The following is a 26,994-nucleotide window of genomic DNA, read 5'->3' as shown; positions in this document are numbered from 1 at the left end:
GTAGTTGTGGCTTTATTTATCTAATACAAACCGTTATCCAGCCTGGAGGATTCGTGAAAAAAGCGAGGAATATTCTTGTTGAAGAACTTGCCGGTAAACCTGTTTTTGAGCAAGGGGTCGAGATTGTCGAACGAAAGGGCATAGGCCATCCCGATTCCATTTGCGATGCAATAATGGAAGAGATATCCATCGCTTTAAGTAGGGAATATTTGAGCCGCTTTGGGCGTATCCTGCATCACAATACCGATAAAGGACTGCTTGTTGCAGGCGAGGTCGCGCACAGATTTGGTGGCGGTGTTGTAGTTGAGCCAATGCGCCTTATCATCGGCGACAGGGCAACCTTTGGATTTGATGCCGAGCTGGTGCCGGTCGATAAAATCGCTATCACTACGGCTCAAAAATGGATACGGGATAACCTTAGATTTGTTAATCCCGACGAGGATATGGTATTTGATGTTGAGTTAAAGCCGGGATCGCCTGAGCTTGCAGATATTTTTATGCGGGCAACCCCGGTTCCTTTGGCGAATGATACTTCGGCCGCTGTCGGATATGCTCCTCTATCGCCGACTGAGAAAATGGTTCTTGATATAGAGCACTATCTAAATAGCTCAGGGTTTAAAGATGAGTTTCCTTCCTCCGGCGAGGACATCAAAGTTATGGGATACCGTACTGGTGAAGACCTGCGTCTTATTATAGCTATGCCGCTTATCGACCGCTTTGTTGATGGTGTGGAATCCTACTTCAAGCAAAAGCAAGATATACTGCAAGCTGCAATAGATTTTGCAAACGAAAGAAAGACCAAAGACCTAAAGAATGTTTATATCGACCTCAACACGCTTGATGACCCTAAGCGTGGGATGGATGGAGTTTACTTAACAGTAACCGGAACGTCGGCTGAAGATGCGGACTCTGGGGAAGTCGGCAGGGGGAATCGCGTCAATGGAGTAATAGCCTTAAACCGTCCAACGGGAGCCGAGGCAGCGGCAGGCAAAAATCCAACGAGCCATGTCGGAAAAATCTACACAATACTTACACATAGGATTGCAAATGAGGTCTATAATGCAGTTCAGGGGATAAAAGAAATCTACGTCTGGCTCTGCAGCGAAATAGGCGCGCCGATTGATGAACCAAAAGTAGCTTCAGCTCAGCTAAGGCTTGAGCCGGGTGTTTCAATAGACAAAATAACTCCACTCGTTCAAGAGGTAATAGATCTTGAACTTTCCAACATCAAAGCTTTTACCTCCGAGCTTGCCGAAGGCAGATATAGGGTTTACTAGCATGAAGCAGGGTTATCAATTTTGGCAAGTGACTAAGCCGAAAGCTTTCTCATCGCCTGTAGCTCACGCCATGTTGATTTAGAATAATCAGCACTTCTTTTGCCCATTCCAAATATGCGGCCTACGATATATCCGGCCGCAGCAAGGACGATAAGCCGCATTATCGATCTCAATCTCATCGGTCACCACGGTTCCTTTTTTAACAATCCAGAAAAATATCTAAAATGGATCAATTCAACACTTTACCCTTAATCCGGATTAATCTCACAAAGGTCAAAGGTGTTTTTCTAGAATATCTCGCTTGAATTGCAAACTGGTTAAACCTGTTATTTCACAATCCCACACTTTTTGCTCATGGTATACTAAAACAGCAGCTAGCAAACCTGCCCGGTGCCTGTCAACGGAAAAAAAGGGGAGTCGTTCAACTCCCCTTTTTTAAATTACGCGGTTTATGCGGTAGGCATTCCGCCATCAGCTGCCTTCTCTTCGACTCGCTTTCTGAAGACTATCTTGCCGTTCTCAGCATCGGCGACCACAATGTCGCCCTCCGAGTACTCGCCCCGCAATAGCTTAGAGGCAAGCGGGTTCTCAATACGGCGCTGAATGGTTCGCCTAAGCGGCCTTGCGCCAAGAAGTGGGTCAAAGCCCTCTTTTGCGAGCACGTCTTTTGCTGAATCGGTCAGCTCAAGCGTTATCTGCTGAGCTTTGAGCTCACGCTCAACTCTTGCCATCAGAATATCGACGATCGCCCTTATCTGCTCGGAAGTTAGCGGATGGAAGACGATTATCTCGTCGACACGGTTTAGGAACTCAGGTCTGAAGCTTTTCTCAAGCTCGCGAAGAACCTGATCCTTAACCTTTTCAAACCGCTGCTCTTCCTCACGTGCTGGCTTAAAGCCAAGACCGCGCGCCTGTTTGATGAGCTGGCTTCCGATGTTAGACGTCATAATAATAACCGTATTCTTGAAGTTTACTGTACGCCCCTTCGCATCGGTTATCCGGCCATCGTCCATTATCTGGAGCAGGATGTTAAGCACATCCGGGTGCGCCTTCTCGATCTCGTCAAAGAGCACAACCGAGTACGGACGGCGCCTTACCGGCTCGGTTAACTGCCCGGCCTCTTCATACCCGACATAGCCGGGGGGAGCACCGATTAGTCTTGAGACAGTATGCTTCTCCATGTACTCGGACATGTCAATGCGAATCATGGCCTCTTCCTCGCCGAAGAGATGCTCGGCCAAAGCTCTTGCAAGCTCGGTCTTGCCGACACCAGTTGGTCCAAGGAATATAAACGAGCCGATCGGCCTCTTCGGGTCTTTTAAGCCTGCACGGGCTCTTCTAATCGCCTCGGATATTGCACTAATGGCTTCCTCCTGGCCAACAACCCTTTTATGTAGCGCCTGCTCCATAGTAAGGAGCCTAGTCTTTTCTTCTTCGACGAGTTTAGTTGCCGGGACTCCGGTCCAGCTTGAGACTATCTCAGCGATATCCTCGGTTGTGACCGTTGAGTTTGCCATACCCTTTGCGCGGGCCCAGTCGCGCTCGGCTGCCTCAAGCTCTTGACGCAGCTCATGCTCTTTCTCGCGAAGCTTCATGGCTTTTTCGTAATCCTCGGCTTTAACTGCGGCCTCTTTCTCTCTTTGAACTGTCTCGAGTTTTTCCTCGATACCTTTTACATCAACGGGAGGAACGGTTGACTGCAGCCTTACTTTTGCCCCTGCCTCATCGATAAGGTCAATAGCTTTATCTGGCAAGAACCTGTCTGTTATGTACATATCGGATAGTTCAGCCGCAGCTGCAATGGCCTCATCGCTGATTTTCACCCTATGGTGTGCCTCGTAGCGATCGCGTAGGCCTTTTAGTATCTCGATAGTTTCCTCAACCGTTGGCTCGCCAACCATTACCGGCTGGAATCTTCTCTCAAGGGCCGGGTCTTTCTCGATGTGCTTTCTGTACTCATCGAGAGTCGTTGCACCAATTACCTGGAGCTCACCTCTTGAGAGTGCAGGTTTTAACATATTGGATGCATCGATTGCACCCTCAGCCGCACCCGCACCAGCAATGGTGTGAAGCTCGTCTATAAAGACGATGATCTCGCCGCTTCTATCGCGAAGTTCTTCCATGACCCTCTTGAGACGCTCCTCGAATTCACCACGATAGCGGGTTCCGGCTACCATGCCGGCTAGATCAAGTGCGACAACCCTTTTGTCTCTTAATATCTCGGGCACTTCGTCGGCGACTATCTTTTGCGCAAGACCCTCGGCAATAGCAGTTTTGCCGACACCGGCCTCGCCTATAAGCGCCGGGTTGTTCTTAGTGCGCCGGCTTAGAATCCTTATGATTCTCTCTATTTCTTTATCGCGGCCAATCACAGGATCAAGCTTGCCTTCCCTCGCAAGATGGGTCAAATCGCGGCTGAACTGATCAAGGGCTGGCGTTTTGCTTTTCTGGCGCGGTCTTGAAGGCGCCGCCTGCGGCATCTCGCCAGCACCGGCCATATCCATGATCTCCTGTCTTGCACGGGCAAGATCTACGCCGCGCTTCTTAAGTACTTGCGCAGCAATACCTTCTTCTTCTCGGATTAAACCAAGCAGCAGGTGCTCAGAGCCGATGAATCTTTCACCAGCTGATCTTGCCTCTTCAAGGGCAAGCTCAAGAGCTTTTTTGCTTCGCGGGGAGAGCGGGATCTCTTTCTCAGCTGCGCCACTGCCGCGGCCGATTAAGTCCTCGATCTCTTTCCTTAAATCATCAAGGTTGACACCAAGATTCATCAGGATTTTAGAGCCGACCGACTCACGGCTTAAGCCAAGAAGCAGGTGCTCAGTTCCGACATAGTCGAAGTTAAGCCTAACCGCCTCGTTAGCCGCAAGATTTATTGCTTCCTGCGCATTAGATGAAAGCATCTCTAATATATTTCCACGGTACTGCTTGAAAAACTCCGGAAATAGCTTTGATATATCCGGTATGCCAAACATTCCCCCAAAATCATCAGAGGGCGATGAAGGCAGTATCCCGAGCTCGCGTGCGCAATCTTCGCAAACGTAAGAAACATCTTTCTTATCGCCTTTTATCTGCGTGTACGTAACACTAGCTGGTCTCTCATTACATCTCTGGCACAGCAACGTGTTCAACCTCCTTATTCCTTTATAGAAACATTCTTCCCGTCCACAATCATGCGCGAACGGGAAGACTACGCAAAATCTATTTTGTTCTTATCTTCTATATAACAGATATTACCAGCCTATGCAATAGGGAACTTTGTGCTTGCCAAACAATGCCTAATTAATCCACCAACATGACAGGATAAAACCAGCATATTACTATTGACATCCACTTGTTTTTTTTTTGCTAGCTTAGCAAGCGGCAGCAAAAATAATTAAAGGCATGACCCTATTTCTGCTAATCGCAAGTTTGCTTACTTTTACTACCTATTTACTGCATGCAAACAGGTAATAAAGGGGGGATTATCAGGTACTTAAGCAATTGTCCAGCACCAAAACAGTACATCATTTAAACAGACCAAAGGAGGATCAATGTCAGCAAAAACCAAGCGAATCGGCATTCTACTGCTTGTCATCATGCTTATAGCGGGCTTGGCGGCGGGAGCGTATGCAGCTTCAAGCAAGAAAGAGCAAGTACCGAAGCAGAAAAACCCAAAGCAGGCAATCGGAAAGAACTGGGACACAAAGGGCGTCATTAAACCTAATGGTAAACCCAAACCTAAGAAAAACCTCAAAGGCACAGCCGACCCCGCTCAAGATAAGGCAATTATCGAGAGCAGGCCACGCCACTCCAGCAAGACCTCAATCTTCAAGCCTGCCCAGAGCACGAATTAGGGAGGGGTGGAAATATGAAGCAGGGAATTAGCTATCTGTTAAAGACCAAGATATTTAAAAAATTGCATGGCTAGTCGTATTCACCCTTCTATTTAACCCTATAGCCTTTGATCTGGCACCGTTCTCTCCTTTCAAAGAGGTGGCTGGAACGCCGGTAGCGCAGGCCGCTGTAGCAGACCGGGACGGCTTAGGTGTGGAGAGTTTCTGGAGCTACTATAGCAAGGATTTAGGCACCGGCTGGAAGTACTTGATAAACACCTTTACCGGCAACCTGGTTATCCAGAAGGGCCTGGTAAGTATTCCTGGAAGAGGAACTGGTCTTGGTGAAGGGCTGGTTTACAACTCGCTATCGACTCAGGCCGGGGTGGTTGGAGTCGGCTGGCAGCTTACAAGCGATCTCTTTGTTAAAGAAAACGCCGATGGCAGCGTAACTTTTAAGGACGGGGATGCAACCAACCACAGGTTTACTAAAAATGCAGACGGAACCTATACGGCCCCTGACGGTATCAACCTTAAATTAACCAAAGTCGATGCGGCGACATTTACCATCAAAGATCAAGCCAACAACGTTTTCCGATTTCAGAATGGCTTGCTGGTTAGTATTAAAGACGAGAAGGGAAACACGACTTCGTTTAGCTATGATGCAAGCAGCCGACTGAGCGTAGTCACCGACCCATCTGGCAGGAAACTCAGCTACTACTATGGCGCAAACGGCAAACTGGCCAGCATCACCGATCCGGCAAACAGGACCATATCATTTGGCTACGATGCGAGCGCAAGGCTTATCTCTGTTACCGACCCTAAGGGTGGCGCAACCCGCTTTGCCTATGATGGGTCAAACAGGATGATAAGTATAACTGATGCCAACGGCCGCATCACTTCTTTTGTCTATGATGCAAGCGGCAGGACAGTAAAGGTAAAAGATGCCAGGTCTAACCAATCCAAGGAATATGCGACAACACTCGCCTATGACACGAGCCTTCTTAAGACCACGATAACCGACCCTGCCGGAAAAAGCGTCACCTATACCCATAACTCGACAGGAAACGCAGTTGAGGTTAAAAGCGCAGCTGAGGAGACCGATTACAGCTGGGATAAAAACGATCTCGTCAGCATCACCGATGCCAGCGGCTCAACGAGTGCGAGCTATGACGCTAACGGCAACGTAACATCTATCTCTGACACGATTAACTCCAACGCAAATGCCAAGACCAGCATTTCATACGATGGGGCGAACAACCCGACGACCGTAACCGACCCAAACAACAACCAGGTAACGGCAAAGTACGACTTAAGCTCCAATAAGCTTTCATCTTCCAATCTGGCAAGAAAAGAGGCTGATGCCAACACCTATGACTCATACGGCAACCTAACGTCTGCCACTGAGCCGGGTGCACCAACGTACAACTTCTTGCAAAACGGAAGCTTTGAGTGGACGGATTCCTATGGAAGGCCGCAGTTCTGGACCCGGGGTGGGGCTACCTCGGCTATCAGTGTGGACAAGACAGTTGCGTTTTACGGCAATGCATCTGTTAGGATTAAAAGCCTGAGTCAGACAATCGCGTATCTCTACAGCCGTGAAGTAAGTGTAGTAGCAGGGCAGAAGCTTACCTTAAGCGTGCCCATCAAGATGGAGGGCGTCTCTGGCGCAGGCGGTGTGGATGCGGGCATCGAGTACTACGATGCCAACTGGAACTACGTGGGAAGCGACTATACCGACCTTTATCTTGGCACCGGCACCGACAAGCTCATGATCGCATCAACCGCTCCAACGGGCGCCGTTTATGCCATCGTTGTTCTTGAGCTTTGGAACGCAAGCGGAACCGTCTGGTTTGACGGAGCGCAGCTTGAGTCCCCGGTAAACAGCACCGAGGGGCATATCTTAACCAGGTTCGACTACGTTGAAAATTCCAGCTTTGAGGCAGGGGGAACCTACTGATACGCCGGTGGGACAACGAACGCGGTAAGTATCAGCACGGAATCACCCTGGGCGGGGAAAAACAGCGCCAAGATCAACCTCTCCTCATCCGGTACCGCCTGGGTAGAGAGCCAGGATATAAAGGTAAGGCCGGGTGAGCCCTTAACCCTTTCAGGCTTTGTAAAGACGTCGAGTCTATCGGGCTCAGGCGCCAGGGTCGAGGTTGAGTATTATGACAAGTACTATAACTACCTGGGAATAAGCGCAACCAAGATTCAGACGGGAACACAAGACTACACCCGCTACGCCGTCGCTACCACTGCGCCAACAAACGCGGCATATGCGGTGGTATACGGGGTGGTCTACTCCTCTACCGGAGTCGCCTACTTTGACAATCTAAAGCTCGTTCCAAGGTCAACGACCAGGTACTACTACGACTCGGCTGCAAACTATGTAACCGATGTCATCGATCCTCTCGGCAACTGGGCCGACTTTGCCTACGACGCGGCCGGAAACCGCACCATGGTAAATGACCCTAAAGGAAACATCACCTACTTTACCTACGATGCTCTAAACAACTTAACTTCAGTTAAGGACCCCTTGGGGGCAATCTTTAGATTCGACTACGACTCGGTATCTCTGCAAGTTGCCTACCGAGACGGGAGAAGCGCAAGCGAGGCGGATGACACCTACAAGACGGTCTTTTCCTACAACGAGCTAAACCAGATAACAAGCACAACCGGCCCCTTAGGCAGGAAGATAACAAACACATACGATGATACTGGCAATCTTGCGTCAGTTACTCAACCTGATGGCCGAAAGACGCTCTACTCTTACGACTCATCAAATCGCCTAAGTGAGAAGAGCTACTCAGCTGAGCCCACAAGGTACACGTACTCCTACGACGCTGCAGGCAATTTAAGCCAGGTAACTGATGACAAATCAAGAAGCCACTCGTATGCCTACGACATGGCAAACAGGCTAACAAGCCTAACCGACATCTTTGGTTACAAGCTAAACTTTAGCCTGGATAAGGCTGGAAACTTGGCTTCGATCACCGACTCCAATAACAAAACCGTCTCATACACTTATGGCTCTGCCAACCAGCTTCTAGCGCTAACCGACACATCGGGGCGGCAGACGAAGTACTACTACGACGAAGCGGGAAGGCCCTTTGCAATTGTTAAAGGAAACGGCCTTGAGGCCGACATCCTCTACGACGAGGCCGGAAGAGTAAAAGAGATCGCAGATGTTGGCAACCCCGATGGCAGCATCTACGACTACGTATACGATGCCAACGGCAACATTGTAAACATCTACGGCTTAAGCGGTGTCGAGTCCTTTACCTATGATGCCCTAAATCGCTTAATAAGCTGGACCAATGAGGCAGGGGCTCTAACCACTTACTCCTATGATGCGGTAGGAAACTTAACAAAGAAGGGTGACAAAACCTTCACCTACAACGCCGCAAACGAGATCACAAACCCCGGCTATACCTACGACTCAAATGGCAATCTAACAAGTGATGGCACCTACAACTACACCTACAACAGCGAAAACCAGCTCACAAAAGTCACCAAGGTATCAGATGGCGCAACTGTAGCCACCTACACCTATGACTACAGGGGCTTAAGAGTATCTAAAACCACCTCATCTGGCACAACTCGCTACCACTGGGACAACAAGGATCGTTTAGTCAGAGAGTCAGATACTTCTGGCAACACAATTGCTCTTTACTATAGCGACAAGGACCAGCTAGTTGCAATTGAGAAAAACGGGGCGATGTATTACACCCACACAAATCACAGAGGAGACATCCTTGCGATAACCGATGCCAACAAGAACAGAGTTGCCACATACAAATACGGCCCCTGGGGAGAGCTAATCAGCCAAACCGGGGCGATACGGGGACGCTCTTTACTTATTAAACTTAAGCTATCTTATCTTTGAGTATGGGGATATTTGCATGTCTTGATCTTGACCCAAGAGCACTGACAGCCAAAAGACTGCCTTGCAATAATCCATAAGCACATAAGCATAAATGATTGACATCTATATAAATAAGCGATAGTCTTGTTATATGCCAAGAGCAGAAAAAGCAGAAAAAGGGGTCAGGTCTTGGGTTTTGGTATCTCTAAAGTTTTATAAGCTTTTATCAAATATTTTTCTTAAGTCAAAGACGGATAAGATATTTTCGTCAAGTTTATCCAGGGTAGGCCGGTTTAAAAAGCACTTCCTCTGTTTTTTCAATTAGTTTATCCAGCGTAAACATGCCAGTTACCTCACTGTATCAAGGATCAGGCAAGGGTTCTAGACTTGACCCCTTAATTTTAATGTTAAGGCAGATAATTGTAAAAGCAAGAGCCTTAAGCAATCTGGCTTGCAACAAGGCACTTAACTATCCAATCAAGCACTTTAGCCAAGAACTTAAACGTAAGTGCAACTGCAACTGCTGTCTGTCGCACCTTAAATTCAGGTTGGGGCGAGGGGGAGGCAGAAGCGATAATGCTTGATGGGGGTAAGTTTAACAAGTAAAGAGTGTCCCCTAAAGTATTTGTTATCACTACTAACACGGTAGTTTAAAATGCTTACTGAAAAGCAATAAAAATTAAACTAAAATATTTTAGCACCAAGATAGACTTCAATAGATAGTGTAAGGACGAAAGTAGGTTAACCATGTGAGTCAAAGAAAAGGAGAAATAATTGAGGAAGGAGTAATAAGTTTAGCTGAAGCTGGTAAAAGAGCGCCTAAGCTTTATGGAGTAGAATCAGGCGTTGAGGGACTTGATAATTTGTTTTATGTTACTAACGTAGTGGATGGAAAGCCTGTAAAGGTTCCTCTTGGAGGATATCCAGCCTATTCAGTTGTAAATCTTACAGGTGTAGCCGATACCGGAAAAACATTAATGGTTGAGCAATTCGCGGTAAAGCAGGCAAGCTTAGGTAACAATATTGGCTTTCTAACTGTGGAGACACCAGGCCCCTTTGTTGCTTATGCCTTAAAAATTAGAGCTAATGCAATGGGCGTTCCCTATGATCTTATCGAAGATAAGATCATAATTATTGATGCAGCTTCTTATACGAGGCTTCGAGAAGATTTAATGACTCTTTTTAACACTTTAGCCTATGCAATAAAGGAATATTCAATAAATCATTTTGTTATTGATGCAATAACTGGTTTTTTTGAAGAGCAAGAAATGTTAGCTCGAGGTATAGTTAGGCGCTTCTTTAACTTTATGAAAAAGTGGTATCAAACAGCAATATTTGTTTCTCAAAAAAGATCAGGTCATGAACTTCTTACGGCAGAGGCTGCAGGTGGTTTTGCTGTCTCCCACATCGTAGATTGTTCAATTGTTTTGGCAAAGATAATTATTGAAAACAGGAATCAGGAAAGGTTATATAGGGCACCAATTGGTGAAACAGTAAGGCTTTTCAGGATTGATGGCTGCAGGTTATGTGGCCACGATACAAGCACCCATATCATGGAAATATTAGAGACGGGTCTTGTAAGGATTGGGCCATCTCTAAGGGAAATTGCAGCAAGAAGCTAAAGCCTTTTAATTGCTTAGAAATTTTAAAGTTGTGAATATTAAGTAGCAAGGAGGTGATATAAGTGCAAGAGATAAAACCACAAGAAGTTGATATTGATAAGATTGCAATGGATATTTTTAATAAGGCTTTGGATATAGCTGGTGGGCCACGAAAGCTTATAAAGTACAGGAATCTAACGTGGGTTCCCGCTTTAATAGAGTCAGCTTACGCTGTTGTTCTTCATGAAGAACAAAAAAGACCGAGCGGGAGATTGCCGAGTTTTTAGGAATTACTGAGCAATCAGTTAAGAATATTTTGAGAGCAAATGTAGAAGAGGTAGAGAAGCGTTTAAGTGAATATTTTGAGGAAGAGGAAACAAAGGTACATACGCATATTGCTGGTGGGCTTGCGAAAATGGCTTATCAAAAGTATTAAGAAGCTAAGGAGGCAGCATAAGAACTCTTTAGCTTTTTATAAAAGAAAGACAGGGACAGCGATGAAGGACAGAGAGACGTTATTTCCCATGCGTCTCTCTGTCCACATCTAGACCCTCCTAAGCATGTGTGTCAATATATAAGAGTCTATTAATTAATCCGGTTTTTGCGAGGAGATTAAAAGCGTGAAGACGGCAACTGTATCGCAAATAATGGGGATTGTCGATAGCATTGCCCCCGGCTATTTAAGATCTGAGGGGGATAATGTTGGTCTTCACGTGGGCGATCCCAACAGCTCAGTCAATAGGCTCTTGGTAACGCTTGAGGTTATACCAGAGGTTATAAACGAAGCTCGGGATAAAGGTGCGCAGATGATTCTCTCGCATCATCCCCTAATCTATAAGAGCCTAAGTCGCGTTTTAGCTACTGATGATGTCGGTGGGCTGGTAACCAAACTGATTAAATCTGATATATCTCTGCTTGTTGCCCATACCAATCTTGATAGAGCAAAAGATGGCGTAAGCGATGTTCTTGCCCGCGCTCTTGGTTTGCAGGATATTGAAGTCTTGCTTGAGGCTCGTGATATCGCGATGTATAAGCTGGTGGTCTTTGTCCCAAAAGAGAACATCGATGAGATGATAGCAGCTCTGGGAAATGCGGGGGCAGGTATCATCGGCGATTACAGCCACTGTAGTTTTAGGACAGAAGGAACAGGCACTTTTTACCCGATGCTTGGGGCACAACCTTACCTTGGCAAGGTTGGCGAGCTAAACCAGGTTGATGAATATCGCCTCGAGGTTTTGGTGAGTCCTGACAAGATTGAAAGAGTAGTACAGACGATGCTTGCCATCCACCCATATGAAGAGGTGGCCTACGACATCTACCAGGTAAAAAACGCTCCTGCCGGAGTAGGATTTGGCAGGATAGGGAACTTGGCGAAACCAAGAAAGCTTGGTGAACTAGCAGATACTTGGTGCGATATACTAGAAAGCAACCTTAAAATATCCGGAGATAGAGATAAAATTGTTAAGAGGGTTGCGGTTTGTGGTGGAAGTGGTGGTGAGCTTATCCCAATTGCAAAGGCATCCGGAGCCGATGTGTACGTTACGGGTGACGTTAAATATCACGCGGCGCATGCTGCAAAAGCAATCGGGCTGGCAATTGTTGATGCAGGGCACGGCGAGACCGAAAGGTTAGTTGTGCCGGAGCTTGCCAAAAGGTTGCAACAATTAATTTACGGGTCAGGCTTGACCGTGGAAGTTTTGGTATCGGACATTAACACAAGCCCATGGAACAAGGATTAAATAAACATGGATGAGCATAAGATTTTAGCAGAACTACAAAAGATAGATTCGCAGATCGATTCGCTTAACTATCGCGAAAAACATCTACCTGAGCGTGATCGTTACTTAAACCTTAGCGAAGAGGTATCTAAAACTAAGGCGCTCTACAATACTGTTGATAAAAAACTGCATGATGAAGCGCAAATTCAAAAGCGTATTGAGGATGAGCTTGATAGCCTTACCAAAAAGATTGACAAGGAACAAAATCGTCTTTACAGCGGCACGATAACTAGCCCCAAAGAATTATCCAACGTTCAGCAGGAAATAAACCATTTAAAAGAGGTGGCTGATGAAAAAGAAACAGCCCTGCTGGAGCAAATTGATGTTGTCGATAAGCTAAAAAGCAACGTTAAGGTCATCTCCGAGCGGCTTGATACGAGAAAGAGCGAATTAGACGAGGCAAAATCCGCGATGGATACCGCGTTAGCCGAAATTAGAGGCGAGAGAACTAAGCTACAGGCTGAGCGCGAGCCTGTCTATGGGGCCTTAAGTGAAGACACCAGGCAACTATATGATAGGGTAAGAACTAAACACCCGATTGCAGTAACAGTCCTTGCAGAGGGTATATGCCAGGGGTGTATGGTTGAGCTTCCAAGTACCGAGGCCGAGCGAATCGAAAGCTCTGCAAAGCTAGAGAGATGCCCGAATTGTAGTAGGATTATTGCGAAAGCATAGGGTCTAGGGACCGGGGCTAAGGCTCAGGAGCCAGGGGCTAAGGTCCAGGGTTCAGGGATTTACCCATGAACGATGAACTGTGAACGCTAAGCGTTAACAATTTTACAACCGCTCGATAAACTAGTGAGCATGATATGACTAAGAGCAAACACAAAAAACTAATCATCTTTACTGATGGCGCAGCACGTGGTAATCCTGGGCCAGCGGGCGCAGGTTCTCTGATAATCGATCCGGAGGGACATGTTCTTGCAGAAATGTCCGAGTACTTGGGTGAGACAACGAATAATGTCGCTGAGTACACGGCGCTTATACTAGCGCTCGAGAAAGCCTCGAAGTTCAATGCAGAAGAAATTGAAATTCGCTCTGATAGCGAATTGCTTGTAAGGCAACTATCCGGTGAGTATAAGGTTAAAAATGAAGGGCTAAAACCACTAGTTGAGAGGGTAAGATCGCTTCTATCAGGATATAAAAGGGTCGGCGTAAAGCATATCTACAGGAGCGAGAACGCGCGCGCTGATGTGCTTGCAAATGAGGCGATAGATAAGTTTAAAAAAGGTGAAAAAAGGGAGTTTAGGTTGGGGGATATTCCTGAACAGGGAAGTTTATTTTAGTCTTAGTCTGCAGAGGGCGCTGGATCATTTCAGTCAGTGCTATTTCAGCTAATGTTCATGCGGTTCAACGTGAACCAGAACATCGGTAATATCCGGGAAGGACTTCTTAACTTCTTCTTCTACTTTGCTTGCAATGTCATGTGCCTTATCGACGTTAAGTTTGGGATCGACCACTATATGTAAGTCTACATATACTTCGCTCTTTTTGCCCCGCGTTCTTATGGCGTGGCTTTCATGAACACCGCTAATTTTAGACACAACTGCGTGTATTTCGTGATTTTCAATCACCCGAGCATCGCATAGTACATCGGAGCTTTCTTTAAACACAGATATAGCCATATAACCAATAATACCGGCAATAATAAATGCAATTACCACGTCGACTAGCGGAAACCCTAGCTTTACCGCAACTAGACTTGCAATGACCGATAAAGAAACATAAATATCGCTTCGTGTGTGCTTTGCATCTGATATAAGAAGCTCGCTCTTGAGCTGTTTACCCCGTCTTCCTTCATAAGTCGTGACGCTCAAATTTATTGCCATAGTTATTAGCATTATCACAAAGCTTGCTGTTGTAACTTCTGGTATTGTCCCGCTAAAAATTCGGTGATAAGCGGACATAAATATCTCGATAGCAGTAACTGACAAGAGCACGCCAATGCCTAAAGAGGCGATTGTTTCGTATTTTGCATGGCCGTATGGATGGGTTAGATCGGCCGGCTTAGAAGCAATATAAATTCCTGCAAGTCCAATAACATTTGAAGTTCCGTCGAAGAGAGAGTGAAACCCATCGGCAAGCATGCTTACCGAATTAGTCAGGTAGCCGTATCCTGCTTTTGTCAGTGCAACTGCAAGGTTTAGTATAAGTACGAGTATGAGCGTCGTTCGAATGCTATTGTACCTTGGATGAGAGTCCAAACCTGACACCTCTATAAAATACTGTTGAGGTTTTACCCAAATCATTGACCGTATAGCTTGTCCAATATTATTGCGCCTTAATTAAGATTTAGACAAAACTGTTACAGGTTGGGTACATATTACAAGCCTACTTGCCATGCATTAATTGGTAAACCGTTAAAAAAGCCTATCTGCTGAAGAATATTATTAAGCATTAAAATAGTCAAGAGGAATAAAAAGGTAAGATAAAAGAAATGGATAAAAATAAAGAACCCCAAGGAACCTTCCTTAATCCGACTCATACTCCTGAACTTCCCGTTTCGTTCCTCTCGGTAGACACTCGTCCAATGGTGGTCTTGCGACCACTTTATATCTCATGTCCCACCTCAAGGCCGCTGCTGGTACGTTCATTTTCTTAAGTCTTTTCTCGTCCAGCCCCTTGGGGTCTATTTATAATTTACCAGATAGAAAAATATCTGTCAACACAAGTTTAAAAATTGCTAAAAAATTTAGCCGCGCTTTAATAATACTTGCGCTAACGTTACGAACGAGGTTGACCGCAAAAGATTTATAATTAATAAGGATTTGTTGGAGCTTAGTTATTTGACCCTATCTTGCGCTCAAAACTTCAGCGTGTTCAGGAGCTTAAATTGCAAGTTAATCAATGTTTACGCTACAATTCACTTTAATGAATTGAAAAGGTGGATGGATGTAGAGTGGCATTCCGTGACCTGCGTGAGTTTATTAGTTTCTTGGAGTCAATAGGCCAGCTTAAGAGGATTAACGCCGAAGTTGACCCAAGCCTAGAGGTTACAGAGATAACCGATAGGATAAGCAAACAATATGGACCGGCTCTTCTTTTTGAAAATCCAAAAGGCTCGAAATATCCTATTCTTATAAATACCTTTGGTTCATATGAGAGGATGAGCCTGGCCCTCGATGCAAAAAACTTAGATGAGGTTCCGAAGAGGCTGGCTGAATTACTACCTGATGGCGAACCGGAAACTTTTTGGCAAAGGCTATCGGCTTTACTTAAGCTAAAAAATATAGCTGATTACAAGCCTAAAGAAGTCAAAAATGCTCCGTGTCAGGAAATTGTTTTAACCGATGATTTTTCCCTCGACGACTTTCCAATTTTGAAATGCTGGCCGCAGGACGGTGGCAAATTTATTACGTTGCCGCTTGTCATAACAAAAGACCCTGAAAGCGGAAGGCAAAACCTTGGCATGTATCGCATGCAGGTATATGACGGCAAAACAACCGGTATGCACTGGCATGAGCACCATGATGGTGCGCAGAATTATCGCAAATATCAAAAAAGAGGAGAGCCTATGGAGGTTGCGGTTGCACTTGGGGGCGATCCTGCAACGATATACTCAGCAACGGCTCCTCTTCCGCCGCATATTGAGGAGTTGTTTTTTGCTGGTCTTATTCGCAGAAAGCCTGTTGAGGTTGTAAAGGCAAAAACAGTCAATTTAATGGTTCCAGCGCACGCAGAGATTATCCTTGAGGGATATGTCGACCCCGAGGAGAAGCGCTGGGAGGGACCGTTTGGCGATCACACCGGCTACTACTCGCTGGCAGACTATTACCCTGTCTTTCACATAAAGTGCATAACGATGCGCAAGGACGCAATTTATCCGGCAACAATTGTCGGTAAGCCGCCGATGGAAGATTGCTATATGGGAAAAGCAACCGAGAGGATATTTTTGCCGGTCTTAAAGGCCGCACTGCCCGAGATAAAGGATTTAAACCTACCATTGGAGGGTGTATTCCACAACTGTGCGGTTGTATCGATAAAGAAAAGCTACCCTGCCCATGCTTACAAAGTGATGAGCGCGCTTTGGGGCTTGGGCCAGATGATGTTTACCAAGATGATAATCGTGGTTGATGAAACAGTCGATGTGCAGAACATGTCCGAGGTCCTTTGGAAGGTCTTTAACAATGTTGATCCGGCCCGTGATATCATGGTAGTAAAGGGACCGCTTGATGTGCTTGACCACTCATCAAACATGGCGAGGTTTGGGTCTAAGATGGGCATCGACGCGACCAAGAAATGGCCTGAAGAAGGCCACACCCGGGAGTGGCCGGATGATATCGAGATGGATGAAGCCACAAAACGCATGGTAGATGAAAAATGGAGTGAATACGGACTTGGGTAAGTTCAGGACAGTTCTTGAGATGATAAAATTTGAGCACACTATATTCGCTCTCCCCTTTGCATATATGGGAATGATGCTTGCAGCAAATGGTCTGCCGACCTTAAGTCAGTTTCTTTGGATTACAGTTGCGATGGTAGGAGCAAGAAGCTTCTCAATGGCGATGAACCGCTATATCGACCGCGAAATAGATGCCCGCAATCCCCGCACGCAGGATCGCGCCATACCGGCCGGAAAACTTACACCAACATACGTAATGGGGTTTGCAGTTGTAAGCCTTATCGTGTTCTTTGTCGCAACATACCAGCTAGCACCCCTTGCACGAATAGCTTGGCCTGCGGTAGTCCTACCGCTAGTTATATACTCCTATACAAAACGCTTTACCTGGTTAAACCACGTAGTTCTTGGGATAAGCCTCGGGCTTGCACCCATTGGGGCTTGGATTGCTATTACCAATGGGTTGAGCTGGCCAGTTGTCGTACTTGGAGCGGCGGTTATGCTTTGGACTGCCGGTTTTGATATTATATACGCTTGCCAGGATATCGACGTTGACCGGCGCGACAGACTTTTTTCTATCCCTGCAGTTTTTGGTGTAAAGCAGGCGCTTTTGGTGACGAGATCCTTTCACGTCTTAACGGTAATCCTGCTTTTTACAGTTGGTATAGCATTTAAATTAGGTGCGGTTTATTATTTCGGCGTAATGCTTACAGCGTTGCTGCTGGCTTACGAGAACCGGCTCGTAAAACCGGATGATTTTTCGAAGGTAAACATGGCATTCTTTACTATGAATGGGATTATTAGTCTTCAAATATTTGCATTTACAGGTCTAGATTTCGCAGCCAGATACTTACTAAAGGGGCTGGCTTGAGTGCTGTCCAACATAAAAAGTGATTTGGAATACACGGTTGCAATAACCGGCGCCAGCGGCTCAATATATGGCAAACGGCTTCTGCAAGTCCTCTTAGAGCAAGACTACAATGTATCACTGATCATATCCGAGCCAGGAAAACTTGTAATCAAACATGAGCTTGGCTTCTCCTTTAACGAGGACAATGCCTCTGCGGAGATAGCTGGTTGGTTGGATAGATTGGATGTGGCACATCGTCTAAAATATTACAGCGATAATGATTTAATGGCACCGATATGTAGTGGCTCACATGTTTCATCAGGGATGGTGGTCATACCGTGCAGCATGGCGACACTGGGCGCCATAGCCAATGGTATATCGTCAAGTCTAATAGAAAGAGCGGCTGATGTTATGCTAAAGGAGTCCAGACGGCTTATAATAGTGCCAAGGGAGACGCCGCTGAATCGCATCCATCTTGCGAATCTTCTTAAGGCAGAGGAGGCGGGTGCAAAAATAGTACCGGCGATGCCTGCTTTTTATAATAGTCCAAAAACTATAGAAGATATCGTTGATTTTGTCGTGGGCAAAGTACTTGATCAGTTGGGCGTGGAGCACAATTTGTTTACACGGTGGGGGTAGGGATTTTCGATTGTCGATTTGCAATTGTTGATTGATAAATCCGTGCTGCAGTGCTGCCGTTACCAGTTATTGAAAGCAAGTAACAAGAGCAGTAACTTTTGATAAATTATTTAGATTCTTCGACTCCAGCCCTCCGTTATACTAAGGGACTTCGCTCAGAATGATAAATTAATAGAAGTATGTATACTTAATTTTGCATTTTGTATTACGCGCAAGCTCTAATTTTGGAGGTAATTTTATGTTAGTTACTACTGCGACCATCAACCTAAAAGAAATAGAAGAAAAGGTGATGTCTGGGCAGAGGCTTACCAAAGAGGATGGACTAGCTCTTTATGAAATTAAAGATCTCCTATTCTTGGGCGGCCTTGCAAGATACGTAAAAGAGAAAAAGACTGGAAATTATGCCTACTTTAACGTCAACCGACACATCAATTTGACCAATGTTTGTGTAAATAGATGTAAGTTCTGTGCATTTAGCGCGGATAAAGACGAGCCGCATGCTTACACAATGACCCTCGATGAAGCCCTTGAGCGCGCCCTCGAGGCACCATCCATAGGCGCGACAGAGCTTCATATTGTAAGCGGTCTGCACCCGGACCTTCCTTTTGATTACTACCTTAACGTGATAAGAAAATGTAAGGAAGCTCTGCCAGATATCCATATACAGGCTTTTACTGCAGTTGAGATTGATTATTTTACCCGCCTGACCGGTATGGATGTCCGCGGGGTACTGGAGACCTTAAAAGAAGCAGGACTTGGGTCGCTGCCCGGTGGCGGTGCAGAGATATTCAGCGGGCGTGTGCGTGGGATCACTTGCGCCGATAAAGTAAGCGGAAAGCGCTGGCTAGAGGTTATGAGAACCGCTCACGAGCTAGGCTTGCGCTCTAATGCGACCATGCTCTACGGCCATGTTGAGACGAAAGAAGAGCGAATAGATCACCTTCTTAAACTTCGCGAGCTGCAGGATGAAACTGGAGGTTTCCAGAGTTTTATACCGCTGCCATTTCATCCAGACAATACCGAATTGACGGATATAAAAAGAACGACTGCTTATGATGATATAAAAACAATAGCGATATCAAGGCTTATGCTGGATAACTTTGACCACATCAAGGCATTTTGGATCATGCTTGGTCTTAAGGTAGCCCAGCTATCGCTAGATTTTGGCTCAGACGACCTTGATGGCACCGTAGTCGAAGAAAAAATAACTCACATGGCCGGCGCAACAACTGAAGAGTATATCGAAAAATCAGAGCTAATTAACCTTATTAAAGACGCAGGCCGCACGCCGGTCGAGAGAGATACGCTATATAATGTGATAAAGGTTTATAAGTAAAAGGGTCATTTAGGGCAATAGATAAGGGGGAGCTCTCTTGTTCAGGCCAAGAGTCGGTCACATACAGTTTATAAATTGTCTACCGCTTTATTACGGTTTAGTGCATAACAATGTTTTAATGGATGTTGAACTTATAAAAGGCACGCCAACTGAGCTAAATAAGATGTTAATTGAAGGTAAGCTCGATATAAGTCCGATATCTTCAATTGAGTATTGCCGTAACTATAAGGATTTAATGCTTTTGCCAAATATTGCCGTGGCGGCAGATGGCGAAGTCAAAAGCATTCTTTTTGTAAGCAAAGTTCCGATTGGCGAGATGGACGGGCGGACTGTTGCACTTACTAACACATCTGCGACATCTCAGGCACTTACCCGGATTATCTTGCGCGATAAATATAAGGTGTCACCTAAATACTTCGTCTGCCCATCCGACCTTCCGCAGATGATGATGGAGGCAGACGGCGCGCTTCTTATCGGAGATGATGCCCTTCGCACGCTTTATAAACCTCCGCAGGATCTTTATCTTTACGACCTGGGTAGGGAGTGGAAGGAGCTTACAGGCCGGCGTATGGTTTTTGCAGTGTGGGCGGTAAGGCGCATATTTGCAGCAGAGAACCCTGATCTTGTAGCAGAAGTTTACCATGCGTTTATGAAGTCCATGAAATACAGCATTGAGAAGGTTGATGAAATAGCGCAGGCCTCATCAAGATGGGAAATATTTGATGCCGATTTTATGAAGAACTATTTTCAGACTTTAAGCTTCGATTTAGATGCCGCCTACCAGGAGGATTTACTTGCCTATGCGACGAGGGCATATGAACTCGGCTTCATCCAGGAAATACCGAAGCTGGAGTTTGTGGAGGTATAATGGATCAGGGCAAAATATTAAACGAGGTATTTGAAGGGCGAAGGCTAACTGAAGAAGAGGCGGTCTTCCTTATCCGAGAGGGTGACCTGTTGGCTTTAGGTTTTACTGCAAATGCTGTAAGAGAGCGCATGTTCAACGATCCAGATACCGTAACATTTATTATCGACCGCAATATTAATTACACCAATATTTGTACGAGCAAGTGCAGGTTTTGTGCTTTTTACCGCGACAAAAATGACCCCGATGCTTACCTTTTAGAAAAAGAAGAGATATTCCAAAAAATAGAGGAGACTTTGGAATTAGAAGGTACGCAGATAATGATGCAGGGCGGCCTTCATCCGGATCTAAAAATTGATTACTACGAAGACCTTCTCAAGAGCATTAAAGAGCGATATTCGATAACTATCCATTCTTTTGGTGCCCCAGAGGTCGCCTATATTGCCGATATATCGGGTATTAGTGTGGATGAGACATTAAAGCGATTAAAGGATGCAGGTCTAGATTCATTGCCTGGGGCAGGTGCCGAGATATTGGTAGACCACTATCGCAAAAATGTCAGTCCAAATAAAGTATCGGCCAAGCGCTGGCTTGAAATCATGGAAAAAGCGCATGGATTGGGCATTGAGAGCACGGCTACTATGATGATGGGCGGTCCCGATACTATAGAAGATAGAGTCGAGCATATGAGCAAAATAAGGAATCTCCAGGACAAAACCGGCGGTTTTAGAGCCTTTATAGCTTGGACGTATGAGCCGGGCAACACAGAGCTTGGGGGAAAGACTATCTCGTCACGGGAATATCTGAAGACGTTGGCGGTTGCAAGATTGTTTTTAGATAATGTCAAACACATACAGGGCTCATGGGTCACTCAAGGCAAAGAAATCGGCCAGCTAAGCCTCTCATTTGGCGCAGACGACCTGGGAAGCATAATGATAGAGGAAAACGTGGTGCGAGCGGCTGGAGTTGCTTATGCCATGTCGAAGGAAGAGATGATACGCCTTATACAGGCAACAGGAAAACGTGCTGCAAGAAGAAATACGGTATATGAGGTAATAGAGAGATTCTAGAAAATTACAAATTTCGAAGTTCGAATGTTGAATTGTAGTGCAATGTAATGCAAGCGCCTGAGTCGAAGAATCTCAATAATATACCGGAAATATATATGAAGGTTTTAACTTTTCGATTTACTTTCAGCAACTGGCAACCGCAGCATGGCAGTACCGCAAAACGTCTATAAAATCGAAGTGCAATCATATGGTTTGGAGTGTTGAATACTAATGAGCATTAACATACCTAAAGCGCCATACGCAATAATCGGCGGGTCAAGCACATTCTCTATAAAGTTTCCGGAGGCTTTAAATGAGCCTGATGTTGATATCATCGATGATGGGCTTGTCTTTAATACTCCGTTTGGGGATAGTCCGCCTTTTAAATATTTCAAAGCAGGTGACAAATTAACTCTCACATGCAAAATGCATGGATGGCGATCGGGAGTGAGCAGGGCCGATGCTTCAAGACAGGTCTTCTGGGTGTTTAAAGAAGCTGGCGTTAAGAAGATACTTGCCGAGGGTGGCGTTGGTGCAATCAACCATCTTTTGAATCCACGCGACATAATAATCCCTACTGACTATATCGATAACTCCATGCGAAAAGATGTAAGTCTTGGCTCCGATTATCTACTTATTATGCGAAAGGCGATTTGTGCGGATTTACACAACAACTTGCTTCAGGCAGCCAAGCAGATTGCTCCGGCAAAGGTTTTTGAGCGTGGGATATACGCAGTAACCGACGGCCGTCACTTCGAAAGCCCGGCTGAGGTATCTGTTCTAAAACAGTGGGGAGCGGACATTGTGGGTCAAAGCCTTTGTCCTGAGGTTTACCTCGCGAGAGAGATAGGCGCGTGCTATGCTGGCGTCTACTTAGTAGTCAACTATGCCGAAGGTATAGTTGAAGATTGGAAGCATGAGGAGCTATCCGATATCTTCTATAGCGAGTCCAGGGTGATAAGCAGGATTATTATCCAGGCTCTCCGTTCAATTAGTGAAAGTTCGGCTTGCGAATGTGCAAGCTTAAGGAAACCAACTCTTTTGAAAGAAAGCAATTAGAGGGCGAAAAGGCCAATAGTATGTGAGCCTAGTATGAGGTTCCTTTAAAGGGCTAAAAGGTGAAATAAACATGATCTATACAGCAAATACAGTTCTTCCGATCTCAAGTTTGCCAATCAAAAGAGGAGCTATCTTAGTAAGAAATGGTTTTATAACAGCTGTTGGCGATATCGATAGCCTGCTTGATGATAATCAAGAGGAAGAAGTTATCGATTTTGGTAGCGCAATCATCATGCCAGGCTTGGTTAACCTTCATGGTCATCTCGAATGCTCATCGTTTGATTTCCTTGCCAGGCCAACACCTTTTTCGGAGTGGCTTGGAGGAATTATAGAGGCTGGACGCAGCATGACGAGGGATGGTTGGCTTACGGCAGCGCGCAAGGGTGTCCAAAAGTACCTGGAATCCGGGATAACGTGTACAGCAGATATTACCCGAACAGGACTTGGGCTTCAAGCTGTAGCTGAGGTCGGTTTGCCTTCTGTTATATATATAGAAGCGGTCGGTATTGATGAAAGAAACCTTAAAGATGCAGTTGTTGATTTATTTGAAAAAATAAAGAGCTCGGAGAGCATTATAGAAGCTGACAATTTCCAATTAGGCTTGTCGCCTCACTCACCCTATACGCTCTCACGATCTGCCCTCCAAGTATGTGCAGGCATTGCGAGGGATTACGATTTGCCAATAACTGTGCACCTGGCTGAGACTCAACCTGAAGTTGAATTGATAAGGGACGGTACAGGGTCGCTTGCTTCTGCGATTAGCAAGCGACTTGAGCTTGAGATTATCAGGGATGGTGGATCGGGTGTGACACCTGCGCAATTTCTAGCTGATAGCGGTTTAGTAAATGAATCGCTTATAGCAGCACACGGTGTTTGGCTAAGCGATGATGATATCGAGTTGCTCGGCTCTAGCGGCGTCGCAGTTGCGGTTTGCCCGACATCAAATGAATTACTGGGGTCGGGCGAAGCACCAATTCACAAATTTGTTGAACATGGTTTAAGGTTTGGCATCGGCACAGATAGTCTGGCAAGTAATCCTGATCTGGATTTATTTGCAGAAGCGAGAAAGGTCTTTGCTATTTATGAAAAACAGACCGGTGGCGGGGCAGGGCAGCCGGGTCTATGTGCCGAGCAATTGGTAAAAATGATTACTCTGGAGGCGGCTGCAATACTTGGTCTGGATGACAGGCTAGGCAGTATCGAGCCTGGCAAAAGGGCTGATTTTATAGCTATTGAACATATCGCCGAATCTACTACCGATCTTTATACCTATATAATTGAGGAGGCTTCAAAATATTCAATCTCTCATACTATCCTCGGTGGAAAGATAGTTTACAGCAGGTAAAAATCCTACAATAAAGTATTTTTAAGTGCTGAAGCCAGGTAGTACTTAAATGCCGGTGCTTTTAATTTACTGACTTTGACATGTTGAAACATTGGCGTTTCAAGACAATCCCTTGGTTTTCAAAATTCGCTATTCGGGTAGAAAACCATTTAACCTGGGTTTTAAGTAAAAAAGGAGGTCATAACGGAGATGGCAAGCTCTAATATTGTCAATGACGTTGAACGAGCACTAGCTTCAGATACACGAATAGATCAATCGATGATAAGAGTAAGCAGCGAAGAGCCCGGCGTGATAACTCTCGATGGACAGGTAGATACCTATAACGAGAAGGTGTTAGCAGAGGAGATAGCCGGTAGAGTCAGGGGAGTCGCAGATGTTATAAATAATATCCGCGTAGTTCCGCCGATTGCTAGAAGCGATGAAGAAATAACGGAAAACGTTATTCAAAATCTTAAACTTGATGCATGGGTTGATTGGGCAGGGATAAGTGTAGAGACGATTGATGGTGTTGTGTTTTTAAGAGGAACTGTGAAGTCTCGGGTAGAAAAGCAAGAGGCCGAAAACGATGCGCGCTGGGTTGCCGGTGTTATTGATGTTGTAAACCACATTGTGGTAAAACCAGAGATGAAGATCGCTGATGCAGAGATAGCTCGTGATGTTAGAGCCGCTTTGATTAAGAATACGAGACTTGACCTTACCGAGATGGAAGTCGATGTTACAGATGGCGTTGTGACTCTAACTGGTGAGGTTCCTAATTTTACGCAAAAAAGAATCGCGGAATTTGTAGCATTCTCTGTGCCCGGTGTGGTTGATGTACTAAACGAGCTTCACGTTCACGGTATTCGAAGACCTGCTGCATAATTGTGCAAGCTGCTAATTGCACGGTAATATTGCGCTAGGAACAAATTGGCAAAGAACCAGGAGGTTAGCAAGGTGGCGCAAACAGTAAAGGTTTACACAACTCCTACATGTGCTTTTTGCACGCTGGTAAAGAATTTTCTTACCGATATGGGCGTTGAATATGAAGAGATAGATCTGGTTGCTGACCCAGCTCGAGTTAGTGAGCTAGTCGAGGTTTCTGGGCAACTGGCCGTACCGGTCACAGTTATTGACGGGCAAGTAATTATTGGTTACGACCGCGGAAGTCTTGAAGCAGCTTTGGCTGCTTGATAACGGTGACGGGGGGTCTATATTTTTGAGGGATTTAGTGATAATTGGCGCAGGGCCGGCCGGAATGACCGCCGCAGTATATGCAGCTAGAAAGAAATTAGATGCCATGATATTAACTAAAAACATAGGGGGTATGGCTGCCTGGAGTGCAGATATAGAAAACTATATGGGATACAATATAATCTCAGGCCCGGAGCTTATGGCCAAATTTGAGGCGCAAGTTGAAGAGTTCAACATACCTATCGTATATAAAACTGCGGAGAAAATAACTAAAGAAAACTCGGTTTTCAATGTTGTTATCCAGGGCGGAGAGGTTATTCAGGCAAAGACCGTGATTGTAGCTGCCGGGCGGTCGCCTCGCAAGCTAAATGTACCGGGCGAAAATCAGTTTATTGGAAGGGGAATTAGCTTTTGCGCTACATGCGATGCACCGCTTTTTTCAAAATTGGATGTTGCCGTTATCGGCGGGGGCAACGCGGCTCTCGAATCCGCAGAGCAGTTGATTAAAATTGCAAAGAAGGTCTATATAATATCAATAGCCGGTTGGAGTGCAGATCCAGTTCTTCAAGAGAAAGTCTTAAGAGCGACAAATATTGAGGTTTACAAAGGCTACGAAGTTACAGCGGTAGAAGGGCATAACTTTGTAGAGTGGATGAAGATAAAAGAAAGAAAAACAGGAGAAGAACGGGAGCTTTCTGTGAGGGGGATATTTGTCGAGATCGGTTCAGAGCCAAACTCGGCAATTGTTAAAGGGCTAGTTAATCTGGATGAACGACAGGAAATTATGGTGGATTGCAGCAATCGCACTAATGTAGAAGGTCTTTTTGCTGCAGGCGATGTAACAAATGTTCCGGAAAAGCAAATTATAATAGCGGCAGGCGAAGGCGCAAAAGCAGCGCTTACCGCTTACGATTATTTAGTAAGGCTACCAGAGTAGCTAAGTTTACTATTTCTACCTGGTATAGATCAAGACAAAGATATAAAAAGCAAGCGTTAAACTTGAAGCTATAATCAGGCTCTTCCAAACGATAGGATCCTCATTCTTAATAAAATCTTTAAATGACTCGATAATGCGCATATTATTCACCTTATGATACTGCTTTGGAATTAAGCCTAGCCAGGAGGCACCTCTCTGCTGTTTCTAATTATACTGTCATCGACGGGTTTTTGCATAGTATAATTAGGGTGCCAAGGTCACCCATTAGCGGTCAGTGCTGCAGTTACCAGTTGCCAGCTAATGAAAACAAGCAACAAGTAACTGCAGCAATTTTCAAAAAATACTCATTAAGAACCGATCTGGAGGATTACGCATTGACTGACTACTATAAAGTTTTAGAAGTAGACCCCCAGGCCTCTAGAGAGGTAATAGAAAAAGCATATCGAGCATTATCCTTAAGGTATCATCCAGACAAAAATCCAGCTCAGGACAGAGAAGCGGCGTCCAAGAAATGGATGGAGATTAGGGAAGCTTACGAGGTTCTATCAGATGATGAAAAGCGCGCTGCTTATGACAGGCAAAGAAGGCAGCAGATGTGGGAACTATTTTTGAGCGAGGGCTTACTTGGATTAGCAAGAAAATATTTGCGGTAATCCGCATTGGTGCTATCGCCATGCTACCGATTTAACTATCCTGAAGTTCTACTAATAAACAATCTTAAATTAGTCCAACGCAAAAAGTTTAAGCCAGTATGATTTAAGGTATTGATAGGAGTAGAAGATCGATGGAATGATCGCCTAAAATTCTATCACTAATTTTACACTAATCTTAGAGGTAATACTGGCTTGAAAGAATCGTACTAGCTTCTTAAGTTTCTAGAAGTTATAAAGAAAAGAAAAGTTTTAATTATAATGGGCGTGCTGGTTTGTTTCCTCTCGTCAGTAGTGGCGACTGCCTATACGACGCCCACTTATGAGGCCACTGCTCAGTGGACTGCACCCCTAGTGCCGGACAAAAAGATAAGACTAATAAACAGTTGACTCTCGTAGTAGCATGCAATCTCTCA

23 protein-coding genes and 1 pseudogene are annotated in these 26,994 nt (G+C 45.3%); 21 read left to right on the top strand and 3 right to left on the bottom strand.

Features of this window, described 5'->3' with window-relative positions; translation table 11 throughout:
• The first annotated feature begins 53 nt into the window (after positions 1 to 53).
• Positions 54 to 1,277 (top strand): methionine adenosyltransferase, encoded by a 1,224-nt coding sequence (locus K6T91_06125; protein MCL6472373.1) that lies wholly within the window; start codon positions 54 to 56, stop codon positions 1,275 to 1,277.
• 32 nt (positions 1,278 to 1,309) lie between these two features.
• Here the strand turns inward: K6T91_06125 and K6T91_06120 are convergent, their stop codons facing one another.
• Both K6T91_06120 and K6T91_06115 read right to left on the bottom strand, forming a co-directional pair.
• Positions 1,310 to 1,456 (bottom strand): hypothetical protein, encoded by a 147-nt coding sequence (locus K6T91_06120; protein ID MCL6472372.1) that lies wholly within the window; start codon positions 1,454 to 1,456, stop codon positions 1,310 to 1,312.
• Positions 1,457 to 1,726: 270 nt separating this feature from the next.
• A complete protein-coding gene (locus K6T91_06115; GenBank protein ID MCL6472371.1) occupies positions 1,727 to 4,180 on the bottom strand; it encodes an ATP-dependent Clp protease ATP-binding subunit in 2,454 nt (817 codons plus the stop codon).
• Between the two features lie 630 nt (positions 4,181 to 4,810).
• Between K6T91_06115 and K6T91_06110 the strand changes: the two genes are divergently transcribed.
• The 8 genes and pseudogenes from K6T91_06110 (at position 4,811) to K6T91_06075 (ending at position 13,625) form a co-directional block, all read left to right on the top strand.
• The gene (locus K6T91_06110) at positions 4,811 to 5,113 is read left to right on the top strand and encodes a hypothetical protein (GenBank protein ID MCL6472370.1); all 303 of its coding nucleotides are present in this window, start codon (positions 4,811 to 4,813) and stop codon (positions 5,111 to 5,113) included.
• Between the two features lie 193 nt (positions 5,114 to 5,306).
• Positions 5,307 to 7,052, top strand: coding sequence for a DUF6531 domain-containing protein (locus K6T91_06105; protein ID MCL6472369.1), 1,746 nt, complete (start codon positions 5,307 to 5,309; stop codon positions 7,050 to 7,052).
• Positions 7,053 to 7,376: 324 nt separating this feature from the next.
• Positions 7,377 to 8,981 (top strand): hypothetical protein, encoded by a 1,605-nt coding sequence (locus K6T91_06100; protein ID MCL6472368.1) that lies wholly within the window; start codon positions 7,377 to 7,379, stop codon positions 8,979 to 8,981.
• Between the two features lie 728 nt (positions 8,982 to 9,709).
• Positions 9,710 to 10,582, top strand: coding sequence for a KaiC domain-containing protein (locus K6T91_06095; protein ID MCL6472367.1), 873 nt, complete (start codon positions 9,710 to 9,712; stop codon positions 10,580 to 10,582).
• 107 nt (positions 10,583 to 10,689) lie between these two features.
• Positions 10,690 to 10,997, top strand: a pseudogene (locus tag K6T91_06090) (regulatory domain protein).
• A 184-nt stretch (positions 10,998 to 11,181) separates the two neighbouring features.
• Positions 11,182 to 12,300: a Nif3-like dinuclear metal center hexameric protein gene (locus tag K6T91_06085; protein ID MCL6472366.1), complete on the top strand. Its 1,119-nt coding sequence runs from the start codon at positions 11,182 to 11,184 to the stop codon at positions 12,298 to 12,300.
• A 6-nt stretch (positions 12,301 to 12,306) separates the two neighbouring features.
• Positions 12,307 to 13,014 (top strand): hypothetical protein, encoded by a 708-nt coding sequence (locus K6T91_06080; GenBank protein ID MCL6472365.1) that lies wholly within the window; start codon positions 12,307 to 12,309, stop codon positions 13,012 to 13,014.
• A gap of 134 nt (positions 13,015 to 13,148) precedes the next feature.
• Positions 13,149 to 13,625, top strand: a complete 477-nt coding sequence (locus K6T91_06075) for a ribonuclease HI family protein (protein ID MCL6472364.1) — start codon at positions 13,149 to 13,151, stop codon at positions 13,623 to 13,625.
• Between the two features lie 48 nt (positions 13,626 to 13,673).
• Here the strand turns inward: K6T91_06075 and K6T91_06070 are convergent, their stop codons facing one another.
• The gene (locus K6T91_06070; GenBank protein ID MCL6472363.1) at positions 13,674 to 14,588 is read right to left on the bottom strand and encodes a cation diffusion facilitator family transporter; all 915 of its coding nucleotides are present in this window, start codon (positions 14,586 to 14,588) and stop codon (positions 13,674 to 13,676) included.
• A gap of 650 nt (positions 14,589 to 15,238) precedes the next feature.
• On the opposite strand from K6T91_06070, the gene K6T91_06065 reads away from it, so the two are divergent.
• The 12 genes from K6T91_06065 (at position 15,239) to K6T91_06010 (ending at position 26,581) form a co-directional block, all read left to right on the top strand.
• On the top strand, positions 15,239 to 16,684 hold the full coding sequence (locus K6T91_06065) for a menaquinone biosynthesis decarboxylase (GenBank protein ID MCL6472362.1): 1,446 nt from the start codon (positions 15,239 to 15,241) through the stop codon (positions 16,682 to 16,684).
• Positions 16,653 to 17,549, top strand: coding sequence for a putative 4-hydroxybenzoate polyprenyltransferase (gene ubiA / locus K6T91_06060; protein ID MCL6472361.1), 897 nt, complete (start codon positions 16,653 to 16,655; stop codon positions 17,547 to 17,549). The genes K6T91_06065 and ubiA overlap by 32 nt, the downstream gene beginning before the upstream one ends.
• A gap of 3 nt (positions 17,550 to 17,552) precedes the next feature.
• Positions 17,553 to 18,167 carry a UbiX family flavin prenyltransferase gene (locus tag K6T91_06055; protein MCL6472360.1) on the top strand — a complete coding sequence of 205 codons (615 nt, stop codon included), beginning with the start codon at positions 17,553 to 17,555 and terminating at the stop codon, positions 18,165 to 18,167.
• 238 nt (positions 18,168 to 18,405) lie between these two features.
• Positions 18,406 to 19,503: an aminofutalosine synthase MqnE gene (gene mqnE / locus K6T91_06050; GenBank protein ID MCL6472359.1), complete on the top strand. Its 1,098-nt coding sequence runs from the start codon at positions 18,406 to 18,408 to the stop codon at positions 19,501 to 19,503.
• Positions 19,504 to 19,540: 37 nt separating this feature from the next.
• Complete coding sequence (locus K6T91_06045; protein MCL6472358.1) at positions 19,541 to 20,371, top strand: menaquinone biosynthesis protein; 831 nt, start codon at positions 19,541 to 19,543, stop codon at positions 20,369 to 20,371.
• Entirely contained in the window at positions 20,371 to 21,438 is a 1,068-nt protein-coding gene (gene mqnC, locus K6T91_06040; protein MCL6472357.1) for a dehypoxanthine futalosine cyclase, read from the top strand. The genes K6T91_06045 and mqnC overlap by 1 nt, the downstream gene beginning before the upstream one ends.
• 210 nt (positions 21,439 to 21,648) lie before the next feature.
• A complete protein-coding gene (locus K6T91_06035; protein MCL6472356.1) occupies positions 21,649 to 22,476 on the top strand; it encodes an MTAP family purine nucleoside phosphorylase in 828 nt (275 codons plus the stop codon).
• 70 nt (positions 22,477 to 22,546) lie between these two features.
• Positions 22,547 to 23,821, top strand: coding sequence for an amidohydrolase family protein (locus K6T91_06030; GenBank protein MCL6472355.1), 1,275 nt, complete (start codon positions 22,547 to 22,549; stop codon positions 23,819 to 23,821).
• 189 nt (positions 23,822 to 24,010) lie between these two features.
• Positions 24,011 to 24,682: a BON domain-containing protein gene (locus tag K6T91_06025; protein ID MCL6472354.1), complete on the top strand. Its 672-nt coding sequence runs from the start codon at positions 24,011 to 24,013 to the stop codon at positions 24,680 to 24,682.
• Between the two features lie 72 nt (positions 24,683 to 24,754).
• Positions 24,755 to 24,991, top strand: coding sequence for a glutaredoxin family protein (locus tag K6T91_06020; GenBank protein MCL6472353.1), 237 nt, complete (start codon positions 24,755 to 24,757; stop codon positions 24,989 to 24,991).
• Between the two features lie 25 nt (positions 24,992 to 25,016).
• Positions 25,017 to 25,928 (top strand): FAD-dependent oxidoreductase, encoded by a 912-nt coding sequence (locus K6T91_06015; protein MCL6472352.1) that lies wholly within the window; start codon positions 25,017 to 25,019, stop codon positions 25,926 to 25,928.
• Positions 25,929 to 26,302: 374 nt separating this feature from the next.
• Entirely contained in the window at positions 26,303 to 26,581 is a 279-nt protein-coding gene (locus K6T91_06010) for a DnaJ domain-containing protein (GenBank protein ID MCL6472351.1), read from the top strand.
• Positions 26,582 to 26,994 lie beyond the last annotated feature (413 nt).

The sequence above is a fragment of the Bacillota bacterium genome (genome assembly GCA_023511485.1).
In the GTDB taxonomy this organism is placed as follows: domain Bacteria; phylum Actinomycetota; class Aquicultoria; order Aquicultorales; family Aquicultoraceae; genus CADDYS01.
Note: the sequence above shows the minus strand (reverse complement) of the source record. Positions and strands in the feature narration are given on the sequence as shown.